23 protein-coding genes are annotated in these 23,492 nt (G+C 63.0%); 6 read left to right on the forward strand and 17 right to left on the reverse strand.

Annotated features, from left to right (window positions below; genetic code table 11):
- The first annotated feature begins 5 nt into the window (after positions 1-5).
- On the forward strand, positions 6-353 hold the full coding sequence (locus ABC383_RS05670; protein ID WP_413012392.1) for a hypothetical protein: 348 nt from the start codon (positions 6-8) through the stop codon (positions 351-353).
- Positions 354-875: 522 nt separating this feature from the next.
- A complete protein-coding gene (locus ABC383_RS05675; protein WP_413012393.1) occupies positions 876-1,094 on the forward strand; it encodes a hypothetical protein in 219 nt (72 codons plus the stop codon).
- A gap of 61 nt (positions 1,095-1,155) precedes the next feature.
- Here ABC383_RS05675 and ABC383_RS05680 read toward each other — a convergent pair whose 3' ends face one another.
- The 3 genes from ABC383_RS05680 to lptF are packed head-to-tail and all read right to left on the reverse strand — an operon-like array spanning position 1,156 to position 3,815.
- Positions 1,156-1,542, reverse strand: coding sequence for a sirohydrochlorin chelatase (locus ABC383_RS05680; protein ID WP_413012394.1), 387 nt, complete (start codon positions 1,540-1,542; stop codon positions 1,156-1,158).
- The gene (lptG, locus tag ABC383_RS05685) at positions 1,543-2,691 is read right to left on the reverse strand and encodes an LPS export ABC transporter permease LptG (RefSeq protein ID WP_413012395.1); all 1,149 of its coding nucleotides are present in this window, start codon (positions 2,689-2,691) and stop codon (positions 1,543-1,545) included.
- Positions 2,688-3,815, reverse strand: a complete 1,128-nt coding sequence (gene lptF / locus ABC383_RS05690) for an LPS export ABC transporter permease LptF (protein ID WP_413012396.1) — start codon at positions 3,813-3,815, stop codon at positions 2,688-2,690. The genes lptG and lptF overlap by 4 nt, the downstream gene beginning before the upstream one ends.
- Positions 3,816-3,852: 37 nt before the next feature.
- Here lptF and ABC383_RS05695 point away from each other — a divergent pair, with 37 nt between their 5' ends.
- Both ABC383_RS05695 and xth read left to right on the forward strand, forming a co-directional pair.
- Entirely contained in the window at positions 3,853-5,364 is a 1,512-nt protein-coding gene (locus ABC383_RS05695) for a leucyl aminopeptidase (RefSeq protein WP_413012397.1), read from the forward strand.
- 88 nt (positions 5,365-5,452) lie between these two features.
- Positions 5,453-6,217 (forward strand): exodeoxyribonuclease III, encoded by a 765-nt coding sequence (xth, locus tag ABC383_RS05700; protein WP_413012398.1) that lies wholly within the window; start codon positions 5,453-5,455, stop codon positions 6,215-6,217.
- 45 nt (positions 6,218-6,262) lie between these two features.
- Here xth and ABC383_RS05705 read toward each other — a convergent pair whose 3' ends face one another.
- Positions 6,263-6,760 carry a pyridoxamine 5'-phosphate oxidase family protein gene (locus ABC383_RS05705; RefSeq protein WP_413012399.1) on the reverse strand — a complete coding sequence of 166 codons (498 nt, stop codon included), beginning with the start codon at positions 6,758-6,760 and terminating at the stop codon, positions 6,263-6,265.
- Between the two features lie 214 nt (positions 6,761-6,974).
- Between ABC383_RS05705 and ABC383_RS05710 the strand changes: the two genes are divergently transcribed.
- On the forward strand, positions 6,975-7,670 hold the full coding sequence (locus tag ABC383_RS05710; protein ID WP_413012400.1) for a dienelactone hydrolase family protein: 696 nt from the start codon (positions 6,975-6,977) through the stop codon (positions 7,668-7,670).
- A 109-nt stretch (positions 7,671-7,779) separates the two neighbouring features.
- Here ABC383_RS05710 and ABC383_RS05715 read toward each other — a convergent pair whose 3' ends face one another.
- The 4 genes from ABC383_RS05715 to ABC383_RS05730 all read right to left on the reverse strand — a co-directional run bounded on the left by ABC383_RS05715 (position 7,780) and on the right by ABC383_RS05730 (position 10,076).
- The gene (locus ABC383_RS05715; protein ID WP_194712210.1) at positions 7,780-7,953 is read right to left on the reverse strand and encodes a hypothetical protein; all 174 of its coding nucleotides are present in this window, start codon (positions 7,951-7,953) and stop codon (positions 7,780-7,782) included.
- Between the two features lie 63 nt (positions 7,954-8,016).
- The gene (locus ABC383_RS05720; protein ID WP_413012401.1) at positions 8,017-8,331 is read right to left on the reverse strand and encodes an ElaB/YgaM/YqjD family protein; all 315 of its coding nucleotides are present in this window, start codon (positions 8,329-8,331) and stop codon (positions 8,017-8,019) included.
- A 218-nt stretch (positions 8,332-8,549) separates the two neighbouring features.
- On the reverse strand, positions 8,550-8,810 hold the full coding sequence (locus tag ABC383_RS05725) for a hypothetical protein (protein ID WP_413012402.1): 261 nt from the start codon (positions 8,808-8,810) through the stop codon (positions 8,550-8,552).
- 24 nt (positions 8,811-8,834) lie between these two features.
- Positions 8,835-10,076 (reverse strand): polyhydroxyalkanoate depolymerase, encoded by a 1,242-nt coding sequence (locus tag ABC383_RS05730; RefSeq protein ID WP_413012403.1) that lies wholly within the window; start codon positions 10,074-10,076, stop codon positions 8,835-8,837.
- Positions 10,077-10,209: 133 nt separating this feature from the next.
- On the opposite strand from ABC383_RS05730, the gene ABC383_RS05735 reads away from it, so the two are divergent.
- Entirely contained in the window at positions 10,210-10,866 is a 657-nt protein-coding gene (locus tag ABC383_RS05735) for a glutathione S-transferase family protein (RefSeq protein ID WP_413012404.1), read from the forward strand.
- 71 nt (positions 10,867-10,937) lie between these two features.
- Here the strand turns inward: ABC383_RS05735 and ABC383_RS05740 are convergent, their stop codons facing one another.
- From ABC383_RS05740 to ABC383_RS05780, 9 genes are all read right to left on the reverse strand, one after another.
- Positions 10,938-12,494 carry an amidohydrolase family protein gene (locus tag ABC383_RS05740; protein WP_413012405.1) on the reverse strand — a complete coding sequence of 519 codons (1,557 nt, stop codon included), beginning with the start codon at positions 12,492-12,494 and terminating at the stop codon, positions 10,938-10,940.
- A 50-nt stretch (positions 12,495-12,544) separates the two neighbouring features.
- The gene (locus ABC383_RS05745) at positions 12,545-12,985 is read right to left on the reverse strand and encodes a CesT family type III secretion system chaperone (protein WP_413012406.1); all 441 of its coding nucleotides are present in this window, start codon (positions 12,983-12,985) and stop codon (positions 12,545-12,547) included.
- A gap of 269 nt (positions 12,986-13,254) precedes the next feature.
- Positions 13,255-13,614 (reverse strand): Hpt domain-containing protein, encoded by a 360-nt coding sequence (locus ABC383_RS05750; protein WP_413012407.1) that lies wholly within the window; start codon positions 13,612-13,614, stop codon positions 13,255-13,257.
- Between the two features lie 11 nt (positions 13,615-13,625).
- Positions 13,626-15,452: a chemotaxis protein CheA gene (locus ABC383_RS05755; protein WP_413012408.1), complete on the reverse strand. Its 1,827-nt coding sequence runs from the start codon at positions 15,450-15,452 to the stop codon at positions 13,626-13,628.
- Positions 15,452-16,204 (reverse strand): protein phosphatase CheZ, encoded by a 753-nt coding sequence (locus tag ABC383_RS05760; RefSeq protein ID WP_413012409.1) that lies wholly within the window; start codon positions 16,202-16,204, stop codon positions 15,452-15,454. The genes ABC383_RS05755 and ABC383_RS05760 overlap by 1 nt, the downstream gene beginning before the upstream one ends.
- A 423-nt stretch (positions 16,205-16,627) precedes the next feature.
- The gene (locus ABC383_RS05765; RefSeq protein WP_413012410.1) at positions 16,628-19,783 is read right to left on the reverse strand and encodes an error-prone DNA polymerase; all 3,156 of its coding nucleotides are present in this window, start codon (positions 19,781-19,783) and stop codon (positions 16,628-16,630) included.
- Positions 19,780-21,228: a Y-family DNA polymerase gene (locus ABC383_RS05770; RefSeq protein WP_413012411.1), complete on the reverse strand. Its 1,449-nt coding sequence runs from the start codon at positions 21,226-21,228 to the stop codon at positions 19,780-19,782. The genes ABC383_RS05765 and ABC383_RS05770 overlap by 4 nt, the downstream gene beginning before the upstream one ends.
- Positions 21,179-21,910: a translesion DNA synthesis-associated protein ImuA gene (gene imuA, locus ABC383_RS05775; protein ID WP_413016248.1), complete on the reverse strand. Its 732-nt coding sequence runs from the start codon at positions 21,908-21,910 to the stop codon at positions 21,179-21,181. Before imuA ends, ABC383_RS05770 begins: the two co-directional genes overlap by 50 nt.
- Before the next feature lie 197 nt (positions 21,911-22,107).
- Positions 22,108-23,457, reverse strand: a complete 1,350-nt coding sequence (locus ABC383_RS05780; RefSeq protein ID WP_413012412.1) for a hypothetical protein — start codon at positions 23,455-23,457, stop codon at positions 22,108-22,110.
- Positions 23,458-23,492 lie beyond the last annotated feature (35 nt).

The raw sequence follows: 23,492 nt of genomic DNA on the forward strand, positions 1-23,492 counted from the left end.
AAGGCTTGTTTTTCAAGGCTGCAACTGCAGGGGGAATTGTCCAGTTCGACATGGAGGCGGGTGGTGGGGAGCGGCGCATCTTCCAGAGGAAGGCGGAAGTTGCGGGTGGATCTGCGGGCGTGGGGACAATCGCTGTTGAATTGGCCGTTGCGGTTGCTGTTGTCTTTGACGTACGCGCAGCGACCGTTGCCGTTGCAGTTGCAGTTGCAGTTGCCGTTGCCGTTGCCGTTGCCGTTGCCGTTGCCGTTGCCGTTGCCGTTGCCGTTGCCGTTGCAGTTGCAGTTGCAGTTGCAGTTGCAGTTGCAGTTGCAGTTGCAGTTGCAGTTAGGGTCCCCGTCTGTGTACCGCCGTGACGGCGATGCCCGGAGCGGGAAAAGGTGCGGCGTCTGTCTGAGCGCCGCGCAGCGGAGCGAGTTTAGCCGCGCCCCGCTCCGGGTATCGACGGCACGGGAACCCCGCGCAGCGGGGCGGCACAGTCGGGGTCGCCTTTTTTGGTTACTTTTTTGGCGAAGCAAAAAAGTGACTCGCCCGCCGGGGCGAACACCCGGCCTGGTCATGATGCGAGGACATGCGCATTGGGTCACCCGGCATAAAGACGTCGCTGCGAAGCAGCAGTTGCTTTTGACGTTAAGCCATGTTCAACGAACACGTCAAAGACAACAACGAAAGTGCTGCCCGGGCGTTGCCGGGTGACGCAAGGCGGCTGCACTGCCGTGGAGACAAGCCGGGAGTCCGTCCCGGCGGCCGGGTCACTTTTTTTGCTTCGCCAAAAAAAGTAACCAAAAAAAGGCGACCCGGTGATCGCGCCCCGCTGCGCGGGGTTCCCGTGTCAGCGGTACCCGGAGCGGAGCGCGGCTAAACTCGCCAAGCTGCGCTTGACTCAGACAGACGCCGCACCTTTTCCCGCTCCGGGCACCGCTGACACGGCGCGCTCAACGGGACTTCACTTCAACGGCAACGGCCACTTCAAAAGCAACGGCAACTTCAAAGGCAACTACAACTGTCGCTGCGCGTACTTCAAAAACAACGGCAACGGCAACGGCAACGGTCGCTGCGCGTACGTCAACGGCAACCGCAGACCCTGCCGCCCTTGAAACCACTCCCACTTCTGACTTTGCGCAAAAGGCTTCCCCTACCCAAAGCCACCCTGCCCCCCTAGCCCGCCCCGCTCGGTGACGCGGCTGCCGCCACGCAGTAGCGCGCAATCGCCCCCAGCACTTCGCTGTCTTCCCCCACCGCAGCAGCCACGCTGATTTCCAGTCCCGGATGATTGCTGCGCAGTTCATCGATCAGCAGCGGCAGGTCACGCAGCACATGGCCGCCCTGCCCCAGAAAAACCGGCACCACCGACAGCCTGGTGCAGCCCTCGCCGGCCAGCCTGGCCACGACTTCCGGCAAGCGCGGCGACATCAGCTCCAGGAAAGCCAGCGACACGTCGGTGTCGGGCAACTGGCTGCGGGCGATGTCGCGCAGCTTCTCGAACGGCGCTGCCCAGCGAGGATCACGTGCGCCGTGGGCAAACAGAACCAGTGCATTTTTCATTTAACGCCTTTCAATCCACTTCAGGGTCAGCAATGCGGCAAGCAGGAACAGCACGCTGGGCAATACCGCGGTGGCAAATGGTGGCCAGGTATTGAGCATGCCGATATGCGAGAACAACCGGTTGATCAGCTGGAAGCTCACGCCGATCATGATGCCGGCGAAGATCTTCAGGCTGACGCCGCCTGCCCGGAAATGCAGATAGGCAAAAGGCAGCGCCACTGCCATCATCACGAACACGGCAAAGGGATAGCTCAGCTTGCGCCAGTAGGCAATCTCATAACGCTCGGTGCGCTGCTTGTTCTCTGCCAGGTGCTTGCTGTATAGCGCCAGGTCGGCGGCGGACATGCGCTCCGGATCGGCAAAAAGCACCGAAAGAATCGACGGCGTGATTTCGGACACCAGCGGCATCACCTCGCGCTTCGTGGTCGACACCGCGGTGCTCAGGTCGAGCACACGCGTGCCGTTACGGGTCGCAGCCTGGGGAAAACGGCTTTCGGTGACCTTCTGCATGGTCCAGGTGTTGTTGCCGGAATAATCCGCGCGGTCGGCAATGATGTAATTGACCAGGTGGAAGCCACGGTCGAATTCATAGACACGCAGATTCAGCAGCTCGCCGGTGGGCCGCATTTCCCGCACGTTCAGGAAGCGGGTGCCGATTACATTGCCGGATACGCCCTTGTCGCGTATGACGTCCTTGGCCCATAGGCCGGAACGAAATTCCTGCGATACCGCGGCGCCCTTGAAGCCCAGCTTGAGCTTCTGCCCAAGCTCAGTCGACTTGGGCGCCACGTACTCGCCGAAGACGAAGGTCAGCAGCGCGAACAGCACGCCTATCTTGGCCAGCATGGCCGCCGCCTGGCGCGTGGACAGCCCGGACACCCGCATGATGGTGAATTCGGAACGGGAAGCCAGCTGGGCCAGCACGTAGATGGTGCCGATCAGCGCGGCAATCGGCATCAGTTCATAGGCGTAACCGGGCATGCCCATCAGCACGAACAGGAAGGCATGCTGCAGCTTGTAGCCGCCGGTGCCGACCGACTGCAACTCGCTCATCACGTCGAAGAAGGCAAACAGCGCCAGGAAGGCCGCCAGCACGAAGACGCTGGCGCGTATGATCTCGCCGGCCAGATAACGTTGCAGTATCTTCATGCGGCGCGCCTGTAGAAAACCATGCGCTTGAAGGCGTTCCAGTAGGCCAGCGGATGATGGCGGCTATTCATCAGGATGCGCCAGGAGAAGAAAAACGCCACCAGCAGCGCACCGAGCAGATGCAGCGGCCACCAGCTCACCATCAGCGCCAGCTTGCCCTGGGCCACCCCGGCCTGCATCACGCTGACCATGTTGCTGTAGACGATGAAGACCAGAAGCGCCAGCAGCAGGTTGGCCGAACGGCCGCCGCGCGGATTGACGAAGCCCAGCGGAATCGCCAGCAGCATCAGCACCACGCCCATGATGGGCAGGGCGATGCGCCACAGGATCTCACCGCGGTTCTGGTTGGTGGGATTGGCGATCAGGTCGCCCAGCGGCAGCGCACGCGCCGAACTGTCGCCTGCGTCCACCTGGCTGCTGTTGGCGATCAGCACGCCGTAGCGCTCGAACTGCATCAGCTGGAATTCCGGCTCCGAAGGCGTGCCATCGTAGCGGCGGCCATCATTGAGCACCAGGAACTTGTCGCCATTGGCATCGATTTCGGTACGCCCCTCGGCCGCCACGATCACGCTGGACTTACCGTTGCGCATGCTGCTGATGAAGACATTCTTCACATTGCTCACATCATCGGCCACGCCTTCGACAAAGAACACCCGGTCCGCCGAGGAAGACTCCTGGAAGCGCCCGGGCGACACCCGTGAGATATCCTCGCGCTGCTCGAAGCGCTTGCGGAATTCGGTGCTCTGGCGATTGGCCCAGGGCGTGACCGCCAGGCTCAGCGTCGCCACCACCAGCACCAGCGGCAGCGCCACGGTCAGCACTGGCCTTATCCAGGCGGTCAGGCTCATGCCGGACGCGAACCAAACCACCATCTCGGAATCCTGGTAGGTGCGGGTCAGCACCAGCAGTACGGAAATGAAGCCGGTCAAAATCAGGATCACGGGCAGATAGTTCAGCGCCGCGAATCCGAGCAGAGCCACCACATCCTGGGACGCAACCTTGCCGCCGGCAGCCTGACCAAGGATGCGAATGAGCATGACGGTGATGGTGATCGAGAACAGGGTGGTGAAGACGGCGCCGGCGGAGCTGATCAGTTCGCGACGTAGAGCGCGTTGAAAAATCATTCGATACTATAATTGCGTGGACTAAAAAGGAGCATCCATGGACTTTAGCATAAAAACATTCGACGCCAGGACCAGCCTGGCACAAGCAAAAACCGGCGTCATGGTAGTCGGGGTTTTCGAAAACAAGGTGCTGACGGCCGCTGCCGCCGGACTTGACGGCGACGGTGCCATCAGCGCCGCCGTCAAGTCCGGCGACATCACCGGCAAGCCTGGCAGCACGCTGCTCTTGCGCGGCCTGGCCGGCATTGCAGCCGAGCGGGTGCTGCTGGTTGGCCTGGGCAAGGAGGCGCCGGTCGCGCCCAAGGACTTCAACAGCGCATGCCAGGCCATCGCGCGGACCCTGGCGACCGTGGGCGCGGCCGATACGCTGATCTCGCTGCCCTGCGACCAGGTGCGTGAACGCGAGGCCGGCTGGGCAATCCAGGCGCTGGTGCTGGCGCTGCGCGAGTCGCGTTACCGCTTCGACGAAATGAAGAGCAAGAAGGAACCGGTCCCGGCCGGCGTGAAGAAGGCTGCGCTGGTGCTCGACGCCGCTGCCGCCGCATCGGCGCGCGCAGTGCTGGCCCAGGCAGTGGCGCTGGCCAACGGCATTGAACTGACCAAGGACCTGGGCAACCTGCCGCCGAACGTCTGCACGCCGACCTATCTGGCCAACACCGCCAAGAAGCTGGCCAAGCAGTTCGGCTTCGGCGTCGAGGTGCTGGACCGCAAGCAGATGGAAGCGCTGAAGATGGGCAGCTTCCTGTCGGTGACCAACGGCACCATGGAGCCGCCGAAATTCATCGTGCTGAAGCACCTGGGCGGCAAGACGCGGGAAGCGCCCACGGTCCTGGTCGGCAAGGGAGTCACCTTCGACTCCGGCGGCATTTCGATCAAGCCCGGCGCGGCCATGGATGAAATGAAGTACGACATGTGCGGCGCCGCCTCGGTGCTGGGCACCTTCCGCGCCATCGGCGAGATGAACCTGAAGCTCAACGTGATCGGCGTGATTCCCGCCACCGAGAACATGCCGTCGGGCACCGCGACCCGTCCGGGCGACATCGTCACCTCGATGTCCGGCCAGACCATCGAGATCCTCAACACCGACGCCGAAGGCCGCCTGATCCTTTGCGACGCGCTGACCTATGTCGAACGCTTCAAGCCGGCGGTGGTAGTGGACATCGCAACGCTCACCGGCGCCTGCATCACGGCACTGGGCCATCACAATGCCGGCCTGTTCACCCGCCACGATGACGTCCACGATGCGCTCGCCGACGCGCTGATCGCCGCCGGCAAGCTCAGCGACGATACCGCATGGCGCATGCCGATCGAGGACAGCTACCAGGAGCAGTTGAAATCCAACTTCGCCGACATGGCCAACATCGGCGGCGCCCCTGGCGGCAGCATCACCGCTGCCTGCTTCCTGGAGCGCTACACCAAGGCCTATACCTGGGCGCACCTGGATATCGCCGGCACCGCGTGGAAGAGCGGCCCGGCCAAAGGCGCCACCGGCCGCCCGGTACCGATGCTGACCACCTTCCTGATCAACCGGGCGCAAGCGGCACGCTGATCGCGCCGATAACAGGCTCCAGGCCAGCGCCGGCACCTCCAGAGGAGGTCCGGCGCGTTTTATTTCAATGCAAGGAATGGGAACGACAATGAAACTCGCTACCTGGAACGTGAATTCCCTGAAGGTGCGTCTGCCGCAGGTGCTGCAGTGGCTGGCCGACAGCCCGGTCGACGTGCTGTGCCTGCAGGAGACCAAGCTGACCGACGACAAGTTTCCCGTCGCCGAGATCGAAGCGGCAGGCTATTCGGTTGCCTACACGGGCCAGAAAACCTATAACGGCGTGGCCATCCTGTCGCGCCACCCGATGACCGATGTGGTCAGGAACAATCCGCTGTTCCCCGACGAGCAGCAGCGCATCATCGCCGCCACGATCGAAGGCATGCGCATTGTCTGCGCCTACGTGCCCAACGGCCAGTCGGTCGGCTCGGACAAGTACGAGTACAAGCTGCGCTGGCTGCTGGCCCTGCGCGAATGGCTGGCCTCGGAGCTGGCGGCGCATCCGCAGCTGGCGCTGCTGGGCGACTACAACATCGCGCCGGCCGACGGCGATGTGCACGACCCGGCCGCATGGGCCGGCTCGGTGCTGGTGTCGGAACCGGAACGCGCGGCCTTCCGCAGCCTGTGCGAACTGCAGCTGGCGGATGCCTTCCGCCTGTTCGATCAGCCCGACAAGGTGTTCAGCTGGTGGGACTACCGGCAGATGGCCTTTCGCCGCAACATGGGCCTGCGCATCGACCATATCCTGCTGTCGCCGCCGTTGGCCGGCCGCTGCACAGGCTGCATGATCGACAAGGCGCCGCGCAAGTGGGACCAGCCGTCCGACCATACGCCGGTGATTGCCACGCTGGACTGATACGCGCAAGCAGGGCGGCCTGCCCTGCCTGCGGCTGTGACAACGTTACAGCGTGATCTTCTTGTGCTCGCCGAGGTCGCGCGGCGCCTTGCCGGTCAGGGCCGACTTGGCCAGTGCGTACAGCTGGGTCATCTTGCTGGAATGGGTGTCCCAGTATTCGGCGCTGTCGATATGCACCTTGATCAGCGACAGATGCGGATCCTCTTTTCCGCCATCGAACCAGGCCGCCACCAGCGGGCTCCAGAGCTCGTCGATCTTGGCGCGGTCGCGGGTCAGTTCGGCATGGCCGGCGATGGACACATACAGACTGTCGTCGGGGTCGGAGAAACTCACGTTGATGCGCGGATGTTCGGTGAGATGGCGCACGAAGTCGGTGACATCGGAGGTGAAGAACCAGAGATTGCCCTGGTCGTCCACCTGCTGGCAGGTCATGGGCCGGGAGGACAGCTTGCCGTCCGGATCCAGCGTGGTGAACATGCCGAATTTCACATCCTTGATCTTGTCCTGCAGGTCTTGCAGCTGAGTAGTAGCGGCATGGCTCATGGTGCATCCTCTTCTATTGGAAAGTGCCGTGGCGGTTGCCTTGGGCATGGCGCACCATGCTAGGCAGGCGCGGTGCAGGTGTCGGTGCGCCAACTCACATAGGCCGGGGCCAACAGCATGGCGGCATGGCTGACATGCCGTTTTGATAGCGGCTACAATGAGCCGCGCCTGACGCAGGCCATCACACCCCCTCATCATTACCCTAGGAGCAAGCATGAATTCACGCTGGATCGACATCGACACCAACAACGGCAATGCGTTTCGCGGCTACCTCTCGCTGCCGCCCAAGGGCAGCGGTCCGGCCATCGTGCTGATCCAGGAAATCTGGGGCGTCAACAGCCACATCCGCGCCGTGGCCGACCAGTACGCGCTGGACGGCTACGTGGTGCTGGCGCCGGACGTGTTCTGGCGCTTGAAGCCGGGCGTCGATCTGACCTATGACGACGCCGGCTCGGCCCAGGCTTTCGACTACATGAAGAAGCTGGACTTCCCGATGGCGGTTCAGGACCTGACCCAGGCCGTCAACCTGTTGCGCGGCATGCCGGAAGTCACCGGTGGCGTGGCGTCGCTGGGCTTTTGCATGGGCGGACTGCTGTCCTATCTGTGCGCCGCCAATGCCGGCGTCGACGCCGCAGTGTGCTACTACGGCGGCGGCATCGACGGCCAGCTCAACCAGGCCAGCAAGGTCACCTGCCCCATCCTCTTCCATTTCGCGGAGAAGGACCATTACATTACCAAGAGCGCCGTCGATGCGGTCAAGGCCGCTTTCGGCAACGCGAAGAATGCCGTGATCGAAACCTATCCGGATGTGGACCATGGCTTCAATTGCTGGGAAAGGCCTTCCTACGATCAGAAGGCTTCCGCGGTGGCGCATGGCATGTCGCTGTCTTTCCTCGGCAAGGTGCTCTGAGGACGAAAGCTGCACGCCAGGGCCGCGCTGACAAATGAAAAGGGCAAGGCCATGAAGGTCTTGCCCTGTCGGGAATGCGGGCAGATGCCGCCTGCCCTGCGGTTTCGGGTCAGCCCGGGAACAGCTCGTCGTCCAGGCCCAGATGCCGGCGGTCGCGCGCTTCTTCCAGCGCATGGCGTCCGACGATGCGCTTGCGCATGATTTCCGCATGCTGCTGCGGCGTCATCGGCGGCATTTTCATCAGGTCTTCCAGACGCGCTGCATTCTCTTCGTTATTTCTCATTATTCCGTCCCCAGATGAAACGCGTACGCCGGCATGCGGTGCCGGCGCCGTACTGCAAGCTGCCTAGCGCTTGGTGATCATTGGGGTCAGCAGCGCCCCGATCACCAGTGCCACGCCAGCCGAAATGGCAATGGTCTTCCATGGATTCTCATGCACATAGTCGTCGGCGGTGCTGGCCAGTTCGCGGCCGGTCTTCATCGCCGTGTCCTGCATGTCGCGGGCGCCCGTCAGCGCATTGTCCAGCAGACGCATGCCTTCGGAGCGCAGCGCTGCAGCCTTGTCGGACGACGCGGTGGAGGCAGCCTTGAACAGGTCCTGCGCATCCGATACCAGGGATTTGAGTTCGCTGCTTGCTTTATCGGCGTAATTGTCGACCATCTTCTAGCTCCTTTGTTGTGGGTGAGGTGCCGTCGGTGCTCCGGCGGCGCATTGCTGATTTATAAATGAATGCGCCGTGGGAGTCGGTACGCTGCCGAACATACCATGCCGCCGGGTTCGATCCGATGCATGCAGTAAGGCAACGCGACTTTGTTGCGAACGCCCATAGGTTAGCTTGTCAACAACCCGCCGTCCAGCACCAATCCACCCCTCCTGCCTCAGACATGCGCTGCGACATGGCATGCCTGCAATACCGGCGGCAGCGTGGCGTCGTTGCGCAGGCAGGCGCTGGCGGCGCATGCAACGCGCCGCTTGAGCACGATATAGGCGTCGATCCGGTCCAGACGCGGGTCCATGCCCTGCGACAGCATGTACAGCGCTTCCTCGGACAGCGCGCAGCGGTGGACCTGCCCGTCCACCTTCACGGTAAAGATGGTGCAGGTCCGTGACTCCCTGACTTCCGCTTGTGTGACATTCATGCCCGTCTCCCGTGAGAAATCCTGCTAATCCGTGCCGTAAATCATTTCCCGCACAATCGGATAGGTCTGCTGCGTCCAGCGCCGTCCACTGAAGACGCCGTAGTGGCCAACGCCGGCCTGCATATGATGCGATTTCAGAAATGCCGGAATGCCGCTGCACAGGTCATGCGCGGCCATGGTCTGGCCGAGCGCGCAGATGTCGTCGCGTTCGCCCTCGACCGTTAGCAGCGCGGTGCGCCGTATCGCTTCCGGCCGCACCAGCCTTCCTTCGAAGCGCAGTTCGCCGCAGGCCAGCGCCGCATGCTGAAAGATGTCGCGTATGGTTTCCAGGTAGAACTCGGCCGGCAGGTCCAGCACCGCGAAATATTCCGCATAGAAGGCACGCGTGGCCGCCGCTCTTTCCAGCTCGCCATTGGCCAGGTCGCGGTATAGCCCGCGAAAGGCTTCCATGTGGCGCTCCAGGTTCATGCTCATGAAGGCCGTCAACTGCATGAAGCCGGGATAGACTTCGCGGCCGGCGCCGCGGTGGCGCTGCGGCACGGTGCCTATCATGTTGCGCTCGAACCAGCTGTAGGGCTTGCTGGTGGCGAGCCGGTTGACTTCGGTGGGGCTGATGCGCACATCCACCGGGCCGGCCATCAGCGTCAGGCTGCGCGGCGTGGCCGGATGGCCGTCCTCGGCCATGATGGCCGTGGCGGCCAGGGCCGGCACGCAGGGCTGGCAGACCGCCAGCATGTGCGCGCCCTCCCCCAGCACGCCAAGGAATTCGATCAGGTAGCGGGTGTACTGGTCCAGCCCGAAAGCGCCAGCCGACAGCGGCACGTCGCGCCCGTTGTGCCAGTCGGTGATATAGACATCATGCTCGGGCAGCATGGTGCGCACGGTGTCGCGCAGCAGGGTTGCGAAGTGGCCTGACATGGGCGCCACCAGCAGCACACGCGGCTGGGGCTCGCTTTCCGGCTGGCCATCGGCGCCTTCCTTGGCAAAGCGCAGCAGCGTGCAAAAGGGCAGCACGTGGATCGCCTCTTCATGCACCAGAACCTCGCGCGCCGCCGAGCCGCTGCCCAGCATGGTGCGCTCGATCCCGAAAGCGGGGCGGCTGTGGGTGACCTGCGCGCTGGCGAACACGGCGCAGGCGGCGGCGATGCGGCGTGCCGCAGGCAATTCGGCCAGCCATGGCTGATGCATTGCCTGGGCCGTGGCCTCGGTGTAGAGACGCAGATGGGCCATCAGGTCAGCCTGCGCCTGCCATACTTGGTACTTCATGCGCGCTCCGTGACTGTGCTGGGACACGCATGCAGCTAGCAAGGAGCGCGCCATTGGCCAAAACCACGGGCATTGGCTCTGGCATGCGGCTTGCGTGATTTTCGCCCAGCCCAATCAACCCAAGGATGGCGACATGCAAGCAGCCACGCTTACCATCACCAGCAAGAACTACTCATCATGGTCCATGCGCGGCTGGCTGCTTGCCAGGCTGTCCGGCCTGCCGTTCGAGGAGATCATGATTCCGTCCGACGATCCGGCCACGCGCGCGGAAATCCTGCTGCTGGCGCCGTCCGTGCTGGTGCCCTGCCTGCGCCACGAAGGCATTACCGTATGGGACACGCTTGCCATCGGTGAATACCTCAATGAGATCAGGCCCAGCGCCCGCCTGCTGCCGACGGAGCGCAAGGCGCGCGCCCACTGCCGCGCCATCTGCGGCGAAATGCATTCGGGCTTTGCGGCGCTGCGCTCGGCACTGCCGATGAACCTGAAGGCCAACTACAGCGGCTTCCGGGTATGGGCGCGCGCCCAGGCCGACATCGACCGCATTGCCGTTATCTGGCGCGAGTGCATCAACACCTACGGCGGCCCCTATCTGTTCGGCCGGAAGGTCTGCATGGCAGATGCGATGTTTGCGCCGGTGGTCACGCGCTTCCTGACCTATGGCGTGGAACTCGATGCCGTATGCCGCGGCTATTGCGACACCGTCATGGCGCTCGAACCGGTGCGGGAGTGGGTGAATGCGGCGCTGGCGGAGCCGGAAGAGATCAACGAACTGGAGGCGGAATTCTGACGCACTTCAATGGCTGGCAGGATACGCAGGCAGCCATGCCAGCCCTGGCTGGCGTCGGCATCAGCGGCAGTTCAATGACGCAGCGCGCCCGGGGAGGCGTGCGGCTGCGCGTTCAATGAAAACTGCGCTTCCCTGGGCGTGGACTGCGCTTCTTCGGCATCATGATCGCGCCTGGTGTCTGCGTTGATGGTTGTGGTTGTAGTTGTGGTTCCGGAGGTTCTGGTTGTTGTTGTGGTAGTGGTAGTGGTGGCGGTGGCGGTGGCGGTGGCGGTGGCGGTGGCGGTGGCGGTCGGCACCCCTGCAGGCAGGGAAGATGGGGTTGCGGCATGGCGCAACTGGCTGGCATCGCGCAAAGCGGAAGCCAGGAAAAATTTTTCGTACGCGCGCACCCGCTCGCGCGCATCGACAAACAGGCGCTGATAATTACCTTGCAATAGTTTCAGGCGCACCGCATCCGTCAGGCTCATCAGCAAGCCGTTATAGCTGGCATAGGTCTTGTTCCAGGCGTCCCGGTCCTTCGGCGCCAGCGCATCGGAGCCAAACAGGAAGCGTTCGGAATGATCCGTGATGAGCGACACCCATTCGGCCTGCGTCTGCGGCGACTGCGTCAGCCGCTCGGCGACCACGCTCCATGAGAGATCGATATGAACATGCTTCATCCTGCTGTCCTCGAGCAGCTGGCGCAGCGTTGCGGTATGTCCGGCAGGCGCATTGACAAAGCGGCCCAGCCCGCCGCCATGCGCCCAGACGATGTTGGTTTGCGACACGCAAGGATCGCAGAACAGGCGCCTGATGCCTTCGAGATAGATCGGTGACGCATTGTTCTCCTGGCCCGGCAGATCGACATCACAATGCAGCACGACTGGCATGCCGATGGTTCCACAGGTCTGCAATAGCTTGATCAGGGCGCCTGCATTGCTGCCCAGGTTGGCCTGGCGCTTGCCTGCAAACAGGTCCTGCACCACTTCCTTGTGCACCGTGATCTCGCCGACCCCGGTAAACACGCCGGGGTGCTCGGTCAGCTTCTGCAGCAGGTAGGTGCTGCTATGCATGTCGCCGAGGTGCAGTCCGGTAATCATGGGATCGAAGCGATGCCGCTCGGCGGCGGTCAATGTCGAGTAATGCATTGCGGTGGTCGCATCCACGCCGGTATTCACATAGAGCTCGGTGGCGGCACGGGCTTCATCCATATCCTTGCTGGTAAGCGCGCGCTTCGCCATCATGTGGCCGGGCAAATAGTAATGCGGACCGCAGTGCTGCTGCCCTTCGCAGGGATTCCATTCCGGATCGGGCTGGCTGGACAGCACGTTGGTGGGAATTGGCATCAGGGTGGCGTACCTGATGCCCAGCGCATCCATTTCAGCAATCAGGCTTTTGGGCTTGCAGCCTTGCTGGATGTAATTGGTCGGATGGAAATGGCAGTCGCTGTAATTCCATCGCCCCCTGTCCGCGCTAACCGGCAGGTCGGATTGCGCCGGCATGGCCAGTGGCTGATGCGCTGGGCTTGAACGAAAGCGCTGGGAAAGACTGGGGCATGACGACGACAGGTTGCGCGCCGGGCTGGCCGATGGCGTCCGGTCGGAAAGTTGTCGGTCGGTGTTGAGAACGGCATTGAATGAAGGAATCATTGTTTTCTCGTCGTTAAAATTAGGAAGGCGATGGACTATGTCGCCATGGCTCATGCAATCTGCAGGCAGCACATCTCCATGCGCGGCAATGGCCGCGGCGGCATCGGCAGCGCGCAGCGCCAGTGGCGCGCATGCTCGGCCACAAACGCCAGCGTGCCGGCCAGCGAGGCTGCGCTTGCACCGGCGACTTTCATGCGTTCCATGTAGACGATGCCGCCGGTTGCAGGCGATACCCCGAACTGCGGCCCGTCATGCTGAAAGCCGGTGTAATTGCGCTGCAGCAGCGCGGCATAGACCATGGCGGGGTCCTGTTCCGGCCGGCCGCAGTCGCCCTGCAGCAGCAGGCTTTCGGTATTGGCCAGCCAATCCCGCGTAATGGTGAACACCACGCCATCGACGGCAAACGGGCCGCTGTGCATCAGATGCTGCGCGTCGCGCATGTTGACCAGTCTGCAGAGGTCTTCGATCAGGTGCTTGAATTGCCTGCTCATTGTGCTATTGCTCCTTGGCTGTTGTCGGGCACACCGGGAATGGGGCATTCCAGCGATATGGTCTGGCGCGGTGAGTGGCTAAGCATCCGCACCGATCGCAGCGCCTTGACATGGATACAATTGCGCGCGATCAAACAGCCGGCGGACCGGACACGCGGCCGTCGGAAAAGGAAGCGGCAATGCAAAAGGCAGCGGGACCATGCAGATGGTCCCGCTGCCTTTGAATCAACCGTGTTTGGAGGAGAGCCGGCCTGCGGCCGGCGCGGCGGTCAGAGCGTACGCAGGAAATCGTCCATGTCGTCGCGCACCTGCGCCAGCAGGTCGGCCAGGCGTGCCAGCTGTTCGGGGCTGCAGGGGGTAGCCCGCTTGATGCCGGCCTGCTCGATTTCCACCAGCAAGGCCATCAGCTCGGCCGCGCCCACGGTGCCGATCGTGCCCTTGAGGGAATGGGCTTCCATGGCCATGTCACGGCAGGCGCCGGCCGCCGCATGGCGGGCAATGTCATCGTAGCGGGCCAGGGTTTCGCCACGGAACACCTGCGCCAGGTCGATGAAGATGTCGCGTTCGTTATCGACCGACTGCAGCAGCAGCCACGGCTGGGAGCACCGGTAGGAATGTGGCGGTGTCATCGTCTCGTCTCTCAGGCTTCCTGGGTGGCGCCAGCCAGCAGGAAGGCCAGGCCAACCACCAGCACCAGTTCGCCTTCGGCGGAGCGGGCGGTGCCGGTAATGCCCGGCACCGACAAGGCCGTCAGCGGCTTGATCACCAGGTCGGCGGTGCCGTCGACCGCGCCGACCGACAGCACATAGGGGCTGGGCGCGGCAACCACGATGCCGACCCGTTCCTCGGCCGGCTCGTAGCCCAGCGACGCCGCCAGCGAACGCACCGGCAAGGTCTGGCCCTGGTCGCGCAGCACCGGCGCGCCGCCCACATGCATGAATTGCTCCGGCAGTTCCACGACCCGCTCCACCAGTGCCAGCGGCATGCCCAGCGCAGCGCCAGCCGCTGTCACCAGCATGGTGGGAACGATAGACAGCTCGATCGGCAGGCGGATCGAGAAGCGGGTGCCGCTGCCCAGTTCCGAATCGATGCTGATGGCGCCGCGATGCTTTTCCACTGCCGTCTTGACCACGTCCATGCCCACGCCGCGCCCGGAAACGCTGGAGGCGACTTCCTTGGTCGAGAAGCCTGGCAGAAAGACCAGCTGATAGGCTTCGCTGGCGGACAGGTTGGCCGATTCGGCGATCAGGCCGTTGGCGATCGCCTTGGCGCGCAGGCGCTGCGGGTCCATGCCGCGGCCATCGTCGGAAATGACGATCATCACGCTGTTGGCTTCCTGCCAGGCCTTGAGCAGGATGCGGGCGCGCGGCGACTTGCCGGCGGCGATGCGATCCTCATGGCTTTCGATGCCGTGGTCCAGCGAATTGCGCAGCATGTGGACCAGCGGGTCGTACAGGCTGTCGACCACCACGCGGTCAACCTCGGTATCGGCGCCTTCGATCACCAGTTCGACTTCCTTGCCCAGGTCGCGCGCCAGTTCGCGCACCAGGCGCGGGAATTTCTGGAACAGCCGGCCGACCGGCTGCATCCTTGTGGCCAGGGTGGCGCGCTGCAGCTCGGTGGCATAGCGCGATGCCCGGCCCAGGGTTTCCGCCAGGGTCGACATCAGGGTGGCGGCATGGCCGTCGAACTTGAACTGCTGCAGCTTTTCCAGCAATACGCTGGCCTGGTTGGCTGCCTGCACCGACTCGCCCGCTACTTCCAGCAGCGCGTCGAGCTTGACCGCATCGACCCGGATGCTGTCCTCGGGCGTGCGGGTTTCGGAAGTGGCGTTGCGCCGGTCGACGCCATCCCAGCCAGCGACCTGGCCATGGGCCGGCGCAGTTGCAGGAGCGGCATTGACTTCGCCCGTGCCTGCCGGCGCCGTGGGCGCGGACGAGGTGGCGATGCGCATGTGCTCGGGCACCACGGCGTTGTACATCCCGACCCAGTCGACCCGTCCGGCCTCATCGGCCTGGACGCTGCCACCGGCATGCTTGTCGCTCACCGGCGCGGCTGCGGCAGCCACAGTTGCGATCGGCTGGCGGCCTTCGATGGCGTCGTTCAGGATACGGTTCAATGCCTCCGGCATCGGCGCCAGGCTTTCAGGCGCAGCGCCGTTGTGCAGCTGATTGAGCAGGTCGGCAACGAAACCGCTGGCCTGCAGCGCTGCCTCGATCGCCAGCGGCGTCACCGCGGTCTTGCCGGTGCGCAGCGCGTCGAACAGGTTTTCCGTCAGATGGCAGGCCGAGACCATGCCGGTCAGGTTCATGAAACCGGCGCCGCCCTTGATCGTATGGAACGAGCGGAACACGGCGTTCAGGGTGTCCGGGTCGTTCGGCCGGCGCTCCAGCTGCAGCAGTCTTTCTTCGACGTCGACGGCCAGTTCCAGCGCCTCGACCACGAAGTCCTTGAGCATGTCGTCCATCAGAATCCCAGATCGGCGAGTAAGTCATCCACATCGGTTTGCGCCAGCGCCGAGGTGGGCACGTCCGGGCCTGCCAGCAGGTCCACCACCTTTTCCTTTTCGCGGCTGGACTGCGGCGCATTATCGATCAGCAGCTGGGCCAGTTCGCGCTCCAGCTTCTGGGTGATGGTCACCACTTTCTTGATGATCTGCCCGGTGATGTCCTGGAAGTCCTGCGCCATCATGATTTCCATCAGGCGCGCCTTTTCCGCTTCGCCATTGTTGGCCACGGTGCCGGCAAAGCGGCGCGAGTCCTGCGCCAGCAGCTTGAATTCATCCAGCCCCAGCTTGCCGTCAAACAGCTGGTCCCAGCGGCCTTCGACATCCTTTGCGGTCTGGATCAGCGCATCCTGCACCGGCATGGCTTCATCGATGGAATTGAGCACCTTGTTGGCGGCCTGCTCGGTAAGCGTCGCGATATATTCCAGGCGGCCGGCGGCATCGGTGACTTCGGTGGCGATGTCGGAAAGGCTGCGATCGTAGCCGAGTTCGCGCAGCGAGTCATGCAGCTGGCGCACGATATGGCCCAGGCGATCGAACATCGGCGAGTTAGCGGAAGCATGCTCCTGGACTGATTCGGCTCCGGTTGCAGGCACGGCCGCCGCTGCCGCAGGTGCGGGCTCGGCTGCCACAGCCTTGGGCTCAGCCACTACCGCATGCTGCGCCGCTATTTCGTCAAACAGCGCGTCCAGGTCTTCCGTCAGGTCATTCATGTGTGGCTTTCCTTGTCGATTCTTTCGTGCGTGCCGCCGCTGCGGCCGTTGTGCTCTTGTTGATTCTTTTTGCTCTTGTTTGCGCTTCCCTGCGCTTGTCACCGGTCTGTCCTGGGCCATATTGAAGGAGTGGTTTCCTGGCCAGCCAGAGGTCATTTCCTTTGGTTTACGGCGCGGATCGGAAAAGATTTAGACGCCGGCCGCAAAACTTAATTGCATATAGGAAATTTATTTGAATTATACAGAATAGTTCCGCAAGGAAAATTTTGACAGGGAATTTAGCTGTATCAGCGCCCTTCCCGTAATGACGCATATGGCAGGAAAAAGGGCCGTGCATGCCACAGATCAGGCTGGCGAGCATACTGCAGGTCGCCCGGACATGGTCCGGGTGCGGGCGACCGGATTAGCGGCCAGGTTCATGGCTCAGGCGAAATCCCTGCTATGGGTGTTGAGCTTCCCCAGCCATGCCGACAGGTCCACCAGCCGCTTGGCCACCAGGTGCTGCACACCCTGCTCGCTCTGCCAGATGCCATAGACGCCCAATAGAGAAGCGCCCAGCAGTTCACGCCGCTGCTGGTCCACCAGCGTGGGCCAGACAATCACATTGACCAGGCCGGTTTCATCCTCCAGCGTGACGAACATGGTGCCATGGGCGGTTTCCGGCCGCTGGCGCACGGTGACGATGCCGCAGCCGCGGGCAAACTGGCCGTTTGCATAGGTATGCAGCACATCGGCCGGCATGAAGCGCTTCTCCAGCAGCTTCGCGCGCAGCAAGGCCACCGGATGCCGGCCCAGCGTCAGGCCCAGGCTGCGGTAGTCGCCCAGGATGTCCTGCCCTTCCGACGGCGGCGCCAGCGCGGGCATTGGTTCGGCCACCGCCGCCTGGCGCAGCAGGCCCTTGTCCGGCGCACCTGCCACGGCTTGCCACAGCGCCTGGCGCCGGTGGCCGGACAGGGCTGACAGCGCATTGGCTGCGGCCAGCGCCTGCAATTCCGTGCGTTCCAGCCGCGCCCGCAGCCCCAGGTCATGCAGGTCGGCAAAGGGACGAATCGCGCGCGCCTCCTCGATGCGCCAGCCGGCCTCGCGGCTCAGGCCGCGTACCAGATTCAGGCCCAGACGCACTGACGGCCGCGTCCGCCCGTTATGGTCGAGGCTGGCATCCCAGCCGCTTTCCATCACATCGACCGGATGCACCTTCACGCCATGCCGGCGCGCATCCTGCACCAGTTGCGACGGCGAATAGAAACCCATGGGCTGGCTGTTGAGCAGCGCCGCCAGAAAGGCTTCCGGCTCGTGGCACTTGAGCCAGGAACTGACATAGGCCAGCAGCGCAAAGCTGGCCGCATGGCTTTCCGGGAAGCCATACTCGGCGAATCCCTGTATCTGGCGGAAGATCGCATCGGCAAATTCCTGGGTGTAGCCGCGTTCGAGCATGCCGGCAATCAGCTTGCCCTCGAATTTCTCCAGCCCGCCCTTGCGCTTCCAGGCCGCCATCGCCCGCCGCAGCTGGTCGGCCTCGCCAGCCGAAAAGCCGCCGGCCAGCATCGCGATCTGCATCACCTGTTCCTGGAAAATCGGCACGCCCAGGGTGCGCGACAGCGCCTGCTCCATGGCCGGACTCGGATACTCGACCGGCTCCAGGCCCTGCCGGCGGCGCAGATAGGGATGGATCATCCCGCCCTGTATCGGACCCGGCCGGATAATGGCGACTTCGATCACCAGGTCGTAGAAGGTGCGCGGCTTCATGCGGGGCAGCATCGTCATCTGCGCCCGGCTTTCGATCTGGAACACGCCGACGGTGTCGGCCCGGCTGATCATGCGGTAGGTATCCGGATCTTCGGACGGAATGTCCTGCAGCTCGAAAGGCTCGCCGCGGCGCTCGGCCGCCAGGTCGAGCGCGCGCCGGATCACCGACAGCATGCCCAGCGCCAGGATGTCGACCTTCAGCAGACCCAGCGCATCCAGGTCGTCCTTGTCCCATTGCACCACGCTGCGCCTGGCCATGGCGGCATTCTCGATCGGCACCAGGCGCGACAGGCGGCCACGCGAAATCACGAAGCCGCCCGGATGCTGCGACAAGTGGCGCGGAAAGCCCATCAGCTGCTCGGCCATGGTCCACCACTGCTGCGCCAGCGTGGCTTCCGGGTCCAGGCCGCATTCGGTGAAGCGCGCCGCTAGCCCGGTCTTGCCATCCCACCAGCGATGCGACTTGGCGATCTGGTCCACCACGCCGGCATCCACGCCAAGCGCCTTGCCGACATCCCGCAGCACGCTGCGTGGCCGGTAGCTGATCACCACGCCGGTCAGCGCCGCGCGCAGGCGGCCATACTTGTTATAGATGTACTGGATGACTTGCTCGCGCTCCTGATGTTCGAAATCGACATCGATGTCGGGCGGCTCATTGCGTTCCTTCGAAATGAACCGTTCGAACAGCAGGTTGCCGCGGGCCGGATCGACTTCGGTGATGCCCAGGCAGTAACAGACCGCGGAATTGGCCGCCGAACCGCGTCCCTGGCACAGGATGCGACGGCTGCGCGCAAACCGCACGATGTCATAGACCGTCAGAAAATACGGTTCATAGGACATATAGGCGATCAGCGCCAGTTCATGCTCGATCTGGCTCTGCACTTCCGCCGGCACGCCGGCCGGAAACCGGGCATGGGCGCCGATCCAGGTTTCCTGGCGCAGGTAAGTGGCCGCGGTATGGCCGGGCGGCACCAGTTCATCGGGATACTCATAACGCAGTTCATCCAGCGAAAAGGTACAGCGACGCGCCAGCCGCACGGTTTCCGCCAGCGCCTCCTCGGGATACAGATTGGCCAGCCGCAGCCGTGCGCGCATGTGCTGTTCGGCATTCTGTGCCAGCGCATAGCCGCATTCGGCCACCGGCTTACCCAGGCGAATAGCGGTCAGCACATCCTGCAAGGGTTTTCTTGAACGCACATGCATGCAGACATCGCCCGTTGCCGCCAGCGCCATGCCGTATTCGGCCGCCACTGCCTGAAGCTGGGCCCGATGTATTTCATCCCGGCCCTGGTGCAGCAGCGTCAGCGCCAGCGTGGCCCGCGCGCCGAAGGTCTCGCGCATCCACTGCGCCTGCCGCGCCAATGTGGCGGCCTCCACGCCATAAGCTGGCGCCAGCAGCAATTCGCAATCCGGCAGGCCGCGCAAATGGGCCAGCTTTTCCTGCGGCGCGGCCAGGTCGTCCGGATGCAGCAGATAACTTCCCTTTTCTACCCGCGTACGGGCCAGCGTAATCAGTTCGCACAGATTGCCGTAGCCCTCCCGGTTCTTCGCTAGCGCGATCAGCCGCATATCGCCCACTTTCAGCTGGCTGCCGATCAGCAGATGGAAATCATGCTTCTTCGCTTCCACATGGGCGCGCACGACACCGGAGAGCGAACATTCATCCGTTATCGCCAGGGCGCGGTAGCCCAGCTGCACTGCCCGCGCCACCAGCTCCTCCGGATGGGAAGCACCGCGCAGAAAGCTGAAGTTGGACGCGCACTGCAATTCGGCATAGTCCGGCAAAGGCATGCTGCCGGCCTGGAGCGGCAATTCAGCCTGCGCCCTGCTCATGCGAACAAGCCATGCAGAAACCAGCGCCACTCTTCCCCCAGCCGCTCCCGGTAAATCCAGTAGCAGGCCTGGTCTTCCCCCTGCGCCATGAAATAGTCACGGACCGCACAATTGGCATCCCACCAACCGCTTTCTATGCGCTCCGGCGAGGTCAGCAATTTCAGCGGGGAGCCATAAAATGGTCGGTGATCGCGCACCAGTAAGGGTAAGGGCTTTTCCAGCAACCAGAACGGACGCTCCACATCGGGCGGCGCCAGCGGCGCGTTCGCTGATGGGCCTGCAGGCAGCCAATGATTTCGGATTTCAGGGCGGTAGTCAGCTATCGGCGCTGACATCAATACATTTTCCTTGCCAAGCCGAGCGGTCAACAGCTCAATCAGCCGGTGATAATCTGCCACATTGCCACCTGGCTCGGGAAACAGCGACTCGGTCGGTGGCGCCATGGCTTGCAGACGGCTTGCCACCAGCCGAAGTGCGATCACAGGCCCAGTCAGTTCCAGGCGTCCCAGCCGTTCCTTCAGCAGCCGCACCAGGTGATCCTCGCGCCATGCGGCTTCCGCCAGCGTGATTTCAAGCGCGCTTGGCGCCACCGCCTGCCGGCCGCGCTCATGCTCCAGTAAAAGCACGAAGCACGACACGGCTAGTTGCCGCGCATTCAGCCATCCCACCATCTGCAGCACCAGCCGGCGGGCGGCAAACAATACCGCCTCCGCCTGCTCTACCCGCTCCGGCAATTCAAGCCGGGTATCGAACTGCTGCGGCGCCTCCACCCAGTCATACAGTTCGGGCGCTTCACCGTATGCCTTATCCAATTGTTCGATCAACGTCGCCCCACAGCGACGCTGCAAGCCGGCGCGCGGCAAGCCACGCAACTGGCCCAGGGTCGTGCATCCGATGCCCTCCAGCCAGTCGGCATGCGGCTTCGTGGCCGGCAGCAGCAAGGTCGGCAAGGCATTGAGCCGGCGCGCCATGCCAGGCTGGCGAATGCTGCGGCGCAACCTGATCTGGGCGGCGTGAGCGAACAGCAAGGCGGCCTGTGCGGTAGGCGCCATCCCGAGCCTGGCCGAATAACCCATCTGCAACACACTGCCCCGCACCCGGCGGCACAAGGCAAGACGGCCACCGAAGGCGGCCAGGCTGGCGCTGACATCCAGCACCAGGCTGGCCGCATCCACCAGGGCCACTTCGGGCGTGTATTGCAGCAGGCTCAGCGCCACACCATCCAGCGCACTGCGTTCGCGCTCGCTGTCACGCTGATGCAGCCTGGCATCCGGGGCCAGGGCAGTCACGCCGCCGCTGCGCATGCCGGGACGAATGCCTGCCTGGCGGGCATATTCGCACAAGGCAATCACCTGGCCATGCTCGACCACCACGTTCGGCGTCAGATCCAATGCATCAGACCAGCGCAGGCGAAATACTTCGAGTGGCAACAAGGGCAAGTGCATGCCTATCCATAGACGCATGATGGGAACGGGTCGATGTGAGGGAAAGCGCGGCCTCTGGCCTGAGCGCCAGGTAAACAGGCCGGTCGACTACCGGGCCGCGTCGCTTGATGATGTCGATGGCGATGCCGGCCGGCGCCGGCCGCAGTCCAAGTCGCAAGGGCGCCGGCGACGCATGTTCGGCTGCCGACAGCGGACGCAGCACCCAGAACATGGTGGTCGACCCCTGGGCCGCCAGATGCAGACGGCGCAGCGCTTCGGTACGGATCTGTGGCTGCCAGAACAGCAAGGCACCGCAACTGCCATTGCGCAATATCTGCTCCGCGCTCCAGAGCGCATCCGCGGTGCTGGCCGTTTTGAGCCACAGAAAGCGGTCAGCGGGCAGTCCCCAATGCGACCAGGCCGCTGCCTGCGGCAAATGCGGTGGCTGCACCATGACAATACGGCGCTGCTTGCCTATCGCACACAATGCCGGCTTCAGCAGGCGCATCTCGCCTATGCCTGCCTGCTGAAGCAATAGTTCGATCAGCGTAGAGGAAGGCCAACCACCATTAGGCAATTCCCGGTCCAGACCTGCATAGCCGGTAGGGGTGACAGCGGCCTGACATGAACCCATCTGGTTGGCCCGCCAGACGGAATGGGCAATATTCCTGTCGAGCGCAGCGGTGACTGCGGCAGCCGACATGGTGCGTGAGGTTGACCCGGACATGAGCAACTCCTGGTGATGTCATGATGCACGTACGCACAGGCGTGCTTTTACTGTACAAATATACAGTATAACTCATGTCAGTTCAGCAGCATTCACCCAGGAAACACTAATAACTTTTGTACGAAATCAAATACCCGTGCGGATGGAACCCGTTCCGCAGGGATATGGCAGCGTCATGCGTCGGCTTCCCCTTCTTCGCTTATTGCTATCGGCATCACATCGACGGTGATGATGGTCTGCGATATGGACTTGCCTATGCTGGCCAGATAGAGCATGTCCTGTAAGGTCTGTTGACGTCTGGCAGTGGCCGGCGTGTCCTGCCTGCTCCCTACTCTGCTCATTTTTTTTGTCTTTCCCACTACAGGAGACGCATCGGCATCGTGCTTGGCTGCGCTGGAATGCATTCCGCGCGGTTGCGCTACACGGCTTTTCGCGGAGGCACGCATGGAACGGCCGTCATTGGCATTACATGCCACGAGGACAGGCCGGCTGGGGCTGTCGGGCGGTCGCGGAATAGGCACGGTCGCTGCCTGGCGTCCCGCCTGCAAGGAAGGCGCATGACTGGCATGCCCGAGCGGCAACGGAGAAAACTCTGGCTGCAGACTGGCCGGAGAAGGACTGACAGGAGATCGCGGACTTCTTGGCTTGCGCGCACGCCTGGCTTGCGCCTGTTTTTCCGGCTGCAAACCGTTAACCAGCCAGTCAACCGCGGCAACCCATTCAAAGCTGTGCTCATTGATCAGGCCATTTTTTCTCGCCATTCGCCAGCGGTCGATGAAGAGGTACAGCAAATCGCCTTTCATCGCGGCGTGCAGATCGTCGAAAAGCCTGTTCTTGTCGCCGTTTTGAAGGTTTCTCTCTTCAGCAAGGAAATTGGACGCAACCGCCCTGAACAGGGTAATGCAGCACAAGATTTTTTCACTATCCTGACTCTGGTCCTGCTGCTGCAACAGCAGGGGCAGGCTTTCCCCCGTCCCGGCAAGCGTGCAAAAATCATGAAGCCGGACACGATATTCATTATGGGTAGCGGCCAGACCGACGGCGCCGGTCTTGAGCAGGCCGGAAGATTTGACGGGTTTGACCGGAGAATGCAGAAACGAGCGTTTCCTGCCGCCGCTGGCGAGAAGCGTGATATCGCTGAAGACCTGGGATACCTTAATGTCATGCCGGCCTGGACGGGCAGCTCTTTGCTGCAGCCTCCGCACTGCCAAACGGCCTGGCGATCCCATCCGTTTCAGTCGTTCAGGGGTGAGATTATCTGCTGCATGAAGCAGCGCGCTTTTCACGACTGCACGTTCGCTGTCAATCTCGCCACGGGAAAAAATCCGCCTGATGATGGCATCCGAACGAGGTTGTATATACAGGCTGAAATTGGCAACCTGACGAACGCCGCGCAGCCTGTCGCCATCCGCCGCGCCGGCTACCAGATCCTGAAGATGACTGCACTTGATCTCGTCATCCTGAATGCGGAGTGTGACTTTTTTTTCGGTGGCATTGAGAATAGGAATGTTATGGCTGATCATCGGGCGCTCCGGCAGGCAGTGAGCGACTGGCCGAC

Origin of the sequence: Noviherbaspirillum phoenicis (genome assembly GCF_047237965.1) — a bacterium.
GTDB lineage: Bacteria > Pseudomonadota > Gammaproteobacteria > Burkholderiales > Burkholderiaceae_D > Noviherbaspirillum_A.

Excerpts from the sequence above, each read along its gene's own strand:
- ABC383_RS05695 (WP_413012397.1), top strand. The coding sequence starts at position 3,853 with ATGGACTTTAGCATAAAAACATTCGACGCCAGGACCAGCCTGGCACAA.
- ABC383_RS05720 (WP_413012401.1), bottom strand. The coding sequence starts at position 8,331 with ATGGTCGACAATTACGCCGATAAAGCAAGCAGCGAACTCAAATCCCTG.
- ABC383_RS05750 (WP_413012407.1), bottom strand. The coding sequence starts at position 13,614 with ATGACACCGCCACATTCCTACCGGTGCTCCCAGCCGTGGCTGCTGCTG.
- ABC383_RS05765 (WP_413012410.1), bottom strand. The coding sequence starts at position 19,783 with ATGAGCAGGGCGCAGGCTGAATTGCCGCTCCAGGCCGGCAGCATGCCT.
- ABC383_RS05745 (WP_413012406.1), bottom strand. The coding sequence starts at position 12,985 with ATGAGCAGGCAATTCAAGCACCTGATCGAAGACCTCTGCAGACTGGTC.
- ABC383_RS05715 (WP_194712210.1), bottom strand. The coding sequence starts at position 7,953 with ATGAGAAATAACGAAGAGAATGCAGCGCGTCTGGAAGACCTGATGAAA.
- ABC383_RS05760 (WP_413012409.1), bottom strand. The coding sequence starts at position 16,204 with ATGAATGACCTGACGGAAGACCTGGACGCGCTGTTTGACGAAATAGCG.
- ABC383_RS05780 (WP_413012412.1), bottom strand. The coding sequence starts at position 23,457 with ATGATCAGCCATAACATTCCTATTCTCAATGCCACCGAAAAAAAAGTC.
- ABC383_RS05705 (WP_413012399.1), bottom strand. The coding sequence starts at position 6,760 with ATGAGCCATGCCGCTACTACTCAGCTGCAAGACCTGCAGGACAAGATC.
- ABC383_RS05735 (WP_413012404.1), top strand. The coding sequence starts at position 10,210 with ATGCAAGCAGCCACGCTTACCATCACCAGCAAGAACTACTCATCATGG.
- lptF (WP_413012396.1), bottom strand. The coding sequence starts at position 3,815 with ATGATTTTTCAACGCGCTCTACGTCGCGAACTGATCAGCTCCGCCGGC.
- ABC383_RS05710 (WP_413012400.1), top strand. The coding sequence starts at position 6,975 with ATGAATTCACGCTGGATCGACATCGACACCAACAACGGCAATGCGTTT.
- ABC383_RS05755 (WP_413012408.1), bottom strand. The coding sequence starts at position 15,452 with ATGGACGACATGCTCAAGGACTTCGTGGTCGAGGCGCTGGAACTGGCC.
- ABC383_RS05740 (WP_413012405.1), bottom strand. The coding sequence starts at position 12,494 with ATGATTCCTTCATTCAATGCCGTTCTCAACACCGACCGACAACTTTCC.
- lptG (WP_413012395.1), bottom strand. The coding sequence starts at position 2,691 with ATGAAGATACTGCAACGTTATCTGGCCGGCGAGATCATACGCGCCAGC.
- ABC383_RS05770 (WP_413012411.1), bottom strand. The coding sequence starts at position 21,228 with ATGCACTTGCCCTTGTTGCCACTCGAAGTATTTCGCCTGCGCTGGTCT.
- imuA (WP_413016248.1), bottom strand. The coding sequence starts at position 21,910 with ATGTCGGCTGCCGCAGTCACCGCTGCGCTCGACAGGAATATTGCCCAT.
- ABC383_RS05730 (WP_413012403.1), bottom strand. The coding sequence starts at position 10,076 with ATGAAGTACCAAGTATGGCAGGCGCAGGCTGACCTGATGGCCCATCTG.
- ABC383_RS05680 (WP_413012394.1), bottom strand. The coding sequence starts at position 1,542 with ATGAAAAATGCACTGGTTCTGTTTGCCCACGGCGCACGTGATCCTCGC.
- ABC383_RS05725 (WP_413012402.1), bottom strand. The coding sequence starts at position 8,810 with ATGAATGTCACACAAGCGGAAGTCAGGGAGTCACGGACCTGCACCATC.
- xth (WP_413012398.1), top strand. The coding sequence starts at position 5,453 with ATGAAACTCGCTACCTGGAACGTGAATTCCCTGAAGGTGCGTCTGCCG.